Here is a 5714-nt window from a genome sequence, read left to right on the forward strand (position 1 = left end):
TCGGCAGCCATAATGAGGGCAGCATCGAGGGTGTGGACGTAACGGCTAGTAATCGAGCCCGATGCGTGGCCGAGTAGTGCTGCAATCGTGATCTCGGTGAAGCCCAAATCGTTCGCTATGCTGCGCGGGAAATCAGGTTGCGCCTCTAGAAACCGTTTGACCTCTGCTTTGATGCCGAACCGCTTGTTTGCGAAACCTTCAAGCGCTGCTCGGACAATCGAAGCGACCGGTTCGACGAGCTGAAGCACCTTCCCTTGCCCAGTCACTCGCTCATAGCGATACCCAATCGGCGTCTGAAAAACCCAGTAACCGTTCAGCGCGCGAGCTCGCATACGGTTCAAGGTTTGTTCGCCGTTCTTTTGGCGCTGGTGTTGGGAAACGCTGGCAAGCAGATTTTCATTCAGCTGTCCGCAAACGATCAAGCAACTCCGCAGACGAGGCAAATGCGGGCACCCCGCCCGCACTTGCTGTTGGCCGCTTCGACACGACTAACGTTCGTGCTCTTCGTCGCGTGTGTTTCTCGCCTGTGGCTCATTGGCTCTTTCGGAGAGCGCAAGACAATGCGGCCATTGACCGGGATCGCATTAAGCGCCACTGTATGGCCTTGTCCGTCCTTATGCGGAAACGCCGCTCCAACGCGGGTGAAGTAGGCAAGACGCCGTCCTCGATCTATTGCTTAGTTCTTGAGAAATTTCTCCAAAATAAGGACTTCGCCGATGAGAGCCCAAACGATGCTGGCATTTGCTGCGAGTGTTTGCGTCGCTGCAACTGCGCAAGCCCAGACTGCTGACTTGAGCGTGCCAGAGCGCACTGACGTGAGATTTGGCATTTGCAGATCAATGCCAGATGGCCGAATTGGCGAGCCAATCCGGTCAGAATCTGAGCCCGCCAATTTGAGCCGCTTTTATGAACCTGCCATCCCTTTTGAGGGGCTTCGGGTGACCCGCGTGAATGGTATGGAGGTTGCTGGTGAAGCAGACTTCTTCAGAACGATGACAGTGGCTGGGGTGCTGCCGAGAGAACAAAATCAGGTCGATATTACCGTCTCCGATGGTCGCACTTTTAGCCAGACTGTTTGTATCGAAGCACGGGGGCCTGACGGCATTTATCGCGAGGTCAGCGCCCTCGACTTGCCGGTGATGAGGTACATTCTGTCAATCAACCTCGTGGCGAAATATGCGAGTGATAGCTTTGACGTTCGACCAAATGGACAGTTTATTAACATTCATTTCGACCGCGATCCGAACGACAGGATACCAGCTCGCATCACCCAATCATTCGCCATCAACGATCAGCGAAACCCGGTAAACATCATTCGGGGTATCGAACCTCAGCATGAAGACGCTATCCGCCGGGTCTTGGAGCAGTCGAGCCGGACCGTGAATTTTGTTGATTCCGAGAGTGGAGGCGAGCGACACGCGATCATCTTTCACCGCTGGGCGCGCGTAACCTCTTTTGGCGAGGCCGCAAGAATGTTCATCGACGACGCCAAGCAGGAATGGATTTCGGTACTGGAGGCGCAATCAGCGCTCCTGGGTGCTCAAACTGAGCAAGAAGCTCAGCGGATTTGTCGCGGGAGCGGACCTATTGATCCGGTTGTTGCCTTTGTGGTGTGCGGCACACCAATGCCCGACTAGGCTTAGGACCAATTGATTGGCTGAGGGCGAAGTGATTGTGCTCTGCACGCCTTCGGCTCCAGGCTCCGCGACGAGGCCTGAGCATGAGCGACCTGTATTGGCTGACTGAAGAGCAGACGGCGCGTCTTTCGCCCTATTTCCCCAAGAGCCACGGCAAGCCCCGGGTCGATGACCGGCGCGTGCTGAGCGGGATCATCTTCGTCAATCGCAACGGGCTGCGCTGGCGTGATGCTCCCAGGGAATACGGTCCGCATAAGACGCTCTACCACCGCTGGAAACGGTGGGGCGAGATGGGCGTGTTTGGCCGGATGATGGAGGGTCTGTCTGCCCAGAGAGCCGAACCCCAGACCGTCATGATCGATGCGACCTATCTCAAGGCCCACCGCACGGCTTCCAGCCTTGGGGTAAAAAAGGGGGCCTCGGCCGCCTGATCGGGCGAACCAAGGGCGGCATGAACACCAAGCTTCACGCCGTCACCGACGCCAACGGCCGCCCTTTGAGCTTCTTCATCACGGCAGGCCAGATCAGCGATTACACCGGCGCGGCAGCCCTGCTCGATGATCTGATCTACCCAAGGCGCGGTGGATGCTGGCTAACCGGGGCTATGACGCCGAATGGTTCAGGGATGCGCTCGAGCAAAAGGCATTACGCCTTGCATTCCGGGCCTCAAATCCCGTTCTTTTCGTCAAATACGACAAGCGCCGATACAAACGCCGAAACCGCATCGAGATCATGTTCGGACGCCTCAAAGACTGGCGCCGTGTGGCAACTCGCTACGACCGCTGCCCAACCGTCTTCTTCTCCGCCCTCGCTCTCGCAGCCACCGTGCTCTTCTGGCTGTGATCAACGAGTCCTGAGCCTAGGCCGCATCGACAGGGTCGCGTTGCCGATCCGCGCTTCTCGATGCTGGGTGACAGAATTCATCGGATAGGAACTCCGGCGGCTTCGCAGCCGTCGCGTTCTAGGTCAGGGAGGGTTGGTGGTTGTTTTCCCATGCTTCGCATTCTCGCGCGAGTGGCATTGAGACTGTTGCAAAGCTGGGCAAGGCGTGATGGTCTCGGGCGAGCATTTTCAAGTTCTCGTCTCTCGGCTTCAAGCTCGCGCCGCCGTCTTTCAGCTGCAGCAAGAACTGCTGAGCTTTCGTCATTCAACTGAGCCAGAGGCATCAGAGCATGTTGATAACCAGCCTCTAGTGCAGTTCGTAGGTCTCTAATCATACGGTTCATCAGAGTTAGCTTGAGTAGTGGATCAGACGCAAGGTTGTAACTGGGGCCACGAACGAGTGCGCGCCAGTAGAAGAAATCTGGTGAGCCGCTTGCTTCACAAACAGCTTCTACGCTCGCATCGCGATCAAAAAAGACGCGGTAGAAATTGGGCCTGTTGAAGCCAAACACCTCATCGCAGCGTGAGCGGCGTTGAGCGGCAGACCAGCTTTGAGCACCGCGGAAGATTTCCTGGACGACAGATAGGCGCTCAGGTCCACGAAGCTGGGAGAAGTTAGTGGGCAGACCTCCGGAAGGAGACAATAGCGAGCTTGCGGGAGCCGGAGTGATGGGCGTTCCACCACGTGCCACGCTTGTTATTCTTGATGACTGGGATTGTCGTGCAGTTCGGAGTTCATCTCGACGAGCACGCAGCTGGTTCAACTCGCGATGCAACTGGGCAAGCGGCTTGAGATTAGAGTCAGCCAAGAACTCAATCGGCTTCTCAAAGCCCCGACCGAATGTGCGCGGTACAAGCCGCAGCCATCGAGCGCGGTAGACATCAACCCACCGGCGATGCTCGCGGCCTCTTCCGATTAAGGACCCTGTATCCTGACGTGCCGGTGCTAACTCGCGGAATACTTGCAGTTGGCGTGGGTCAATTCGTTCCATCGCAAATTGAATTGATGGACCTAAACTCGCTACGTAGATTTCGCCCTCGTCGTCAGAGAAATAAAGGGCCTCAAATTCCTGCCCTCTCACTTTGACGTTATTGATATACAAAAGTTCAGCAAGTGCTCGGCAGTCGAAGGTGCGACCTTGGGATGTTATCGCAACATCTACTCCTTCACAACTTGCGAGCGCGCGTATTTCGTATCGCGATTGAGCCAAAGCTGGGATTGATGAAACACCTACCACGAGAACCATGAAGGCTATAATAGGTGCAAACAATACGCGACAGGTAGAAATTGCAATGGCCTTCACCAACTTCTCCAAATGCTTCGTTTTTTAAAATCCTATTTCCAATAGCACGTGACCAGCGCTTTTCAAAAATAGCGACTTGTGAACCTTTTTGCTTACTAGCACAAAATTTGCTACCCCTAATTCACCCCACATGCATCCGACTAGGCTCAGGATCCATTGATTGGCTGAGGGCGATGTGATTGTGCGCTGCACGCCCTCGGCTCCAGGCTGCGCGAGGAGACTGGGCATGAGCAACCTGTATTGGCTGACTGACGAGCAGATGGCGCGTCTTTTGCCCTATTTCCCTAAGAGCCACGGCAAGCCCCGATGACCGGCGGGTGCTGAACAGGATCATCTTCGTCAATCTGACGTGACCCCCTGATTTTCGTCCAAGCTTGATTAGAGTCCGGCCCGACGGGAAGGACGGACAGATGAAGCGAACGAGGTTTTCAGAAGAGCAGATCATTGGCGTGCTTAAGGAAGCGGAGGCCGGAGCGAAGACCGCCGACCTTGCTGGGCGGCACGGTGTATCCGAGGCAACGATCTACAACTGGGAGGCCAAGTATGGCGGGCTCGAGGTGTCGGAGGCTCGGCGGCTCAAGGAGCTGGAGAACGAGAATGCCAAGCTCAAGCGCCTTCTGGCCGATGCCATGCTCGATCAGGCTGCTTTGAAAGATCTTCTGGCAAAAAAGTTCTGACGCCCGCCGCGAAGCGGGAAGCTGTTGCTCATCTCCAGGCGTGCCACGGGATGAGCGAACGGCGGGCGTGCCGTATCATCGATGCCGATCGCAAGAGCGTGCGCTACTGTTCCACACGGGACGATGATGCCGGTCTGCGTGAGAAGCTGCGCGAACTGGCCAACCAGCGTCGCCGGTTCGGCTACCGCCGTTTGCATATTCTGCTGCGCCGGGAGGGGATCATGATCAACCGGAAGAAGACCCAGCGGCTTTATAACGAGGAAGGCTTGGCAGTCAGGCGACGGCTCTGCCGAACCAGCGCTGGAGCCTCGACTTCGTTCACGATCAGATGGCGTCAGGCAGGCGGTTCCGCGTGCTTAACGTGGTCGATGACGTGACGAGGGAATGCCTGGCGGCAGTTGCGAACACCTCGATCTCAGGGCAGCGCGTCGTTCGCGAGCTGACCGAGCTGATCGCTCGGCGCGGCAAGCCGGGCATGATCGTCAGCGACAATGGCACTGAACTCACCAGTAACGCTGTGCTCGCATGGTGCGGCGAGATCGGTGTGGAGTGGCATTACATCGCACCGGGTAGGCCCATGCAGAACGGTTACGTGGAAAGCTTCAATGGTCGCATGCGCGATGAACTGCTCAACGAGACGTTGTTCATGAGCATGGCTCATGCCCGGGTCGAGATCGCAGACTGGGTGGAGGACTACAACCGCGAGCGACCGCACTCATCGCTTGGCTACGCAACCCCGGCGGCCTTCGCCGCAGAACTGGATAAGCAATGGCCTGCTTCGCTGCGCCCTACTGGCTCCGCTACGCAGCCCATTGCTTCAACCGCGCCAATGCGCAAAACAACCGCCCGGCTCTAATCCCAGCTGGGGGAAAGCTGGGGGTCACGTCAAATCGCAACGGGCTGCGCTGGCGTGATGCTCCCAGGGAATACGGTCCGCATAAGACGCTCTACAGAAGAAACCAGAACAGCAAATCGGGTAATTCGTCCGATTTGATTACCTTTGGCGCGACGAAGCACGGCGGGGATGGGTAGAGGGCGCGAAAGACCGGCCCTGCGCAGTGATCCTTGCTGCCGAGAAGCAGGACGATGGATCAGGTCCTGCTGGTTCGCAGGGCCAATCCGCCCGATGCAGGGCGGTGGGGTTTTCCCGGCGGCAAGATCGAAACCGGCGAAACCATCGAACAGGCTGCCATTCGCGAACTTTACGAGGAAAC

At 57.0% G+C, this 5714-nt stretch carries 5 protein-coding genes and 3 pseudogenes; 6 read left to right on the forward strand and 2 right to left on the reverse strand.

Translation table 11 applies throughout. From position 1 onward, the window contains the following. Nucleotides 1–422, reverse strand: a pseudogene (locus tag ABDJ38_RS16785) (hypothetical protein); the annotation flags it as partial. 471 nt (nt 423–893) lie between these two features. Between ABDJ38_RS16785 and ABDJ38_RS16790 the strand changes: the two are divergent. The 3 genes from ABDJ38_RS16790 (at nt 894) to ABDJ38_RS17030 (ending at nt 2480) form a co-directional block, all read left to right on the forward strand. Further along, entirely contained in the window at nt 894–1637 is a 744-nt protein-coding gene (locus tag ABDJ38_RS16790) for a hypothetical protein (RefSeq protein WP_346786290.1), read from the forward strand. Between the two features lie 83 nt (nt 1638–1720). After that, nucleotides 1721–2068, forward strand: coding sequence for a transposase (locus ABDJ38_RS17025; protein ID WP_429771129.1), 348 nt, complete (start codon nt 1721–1723; stop codon nt 2066–2068). Between the two features lie 154 nt (nt 2069–2222). Next, nucleotides 2223–2480: a transposase gene (locus ABDJ38_RS17030; protein ID WP_429771130.1), complete on the forward strand. Its 258-nt coding sequence runs from the start codon at nt 2223–2225 to the stop codon at nt 2478–2480. 77 nt (nt 2481–2557) lie between these two features. Here the strand turns inward: ABDJ38_RS17030 and ABDJ38_RS16800 are convergent, their stop codons facing one another. Further along, entirely contained in the window at nt 2558–3835 is a 1278-nt protein-coding gene (locus tag ABDJ38_RS16800) for a hypothetical protein (protein WP_346786291.1), read from the reverse strand. 214 nt (nt 3836–4049) lie between these two features. On the opposite strand from ABDJ38_RS16800, the pseudogene ABDJ38_RS16805 reads away from it, so the two are divergent. The 3 genes and pseudogenes from ABDJ38_RS16805 to ABDJ38_RS16815 form a co-directional block, all read left to right on the forward strand. Next, nucleotides 4050–4167 (forward strand): annotated as a pseudogene (locus ABDJ38_RS16805) (transposase); the annotation flags it as partial. 66 nt (nt 4168–4233) lie between these two features. Then, a pseudogene (locus ABDJ38_RS16810) lies at nt 4234–5356 on the forward strand (IS3 family transposase). Nucleotides 5357–5586: 230 nt separating this feature from the next. Continuing rightward, on the forward strand, nt 5587–5714 hold a 128-nt coding region (locus ABDJ38_RS16815; RefSeq protein WP_346786292.1), incomplete at its 3' end, for an NUDIX domain-containing protein.

It is taken from the genome of Aurantiacibacter flavus (assembly GCF_039710615.1).
Taxonomy (GTDB): domain Bacteria; phylum Pseudomonadota; class Alphaproteobacteria; order Sphingomonadales; family Sphingomonadaceae; genus Alteraurantiacibacter; species Alteraurantiacibacter flavus.

Coding starts and splice junctions, on each gene's coding strand:
- ABDJ38_RS17025 (WP_429771129.1), top strand. CDS start 1,721: ATGAGCGACCTGTATTGGCTGACTGAAGAGCAGACGGCGCGTCTTTCG.
- ABDJ38_RS17030 (WP_429771130.1), top strand. CDS start 2,223: ATGCTGGCTAACCGGGGCTATGACGCCGAATGGTTCAGGGATGCGCTC.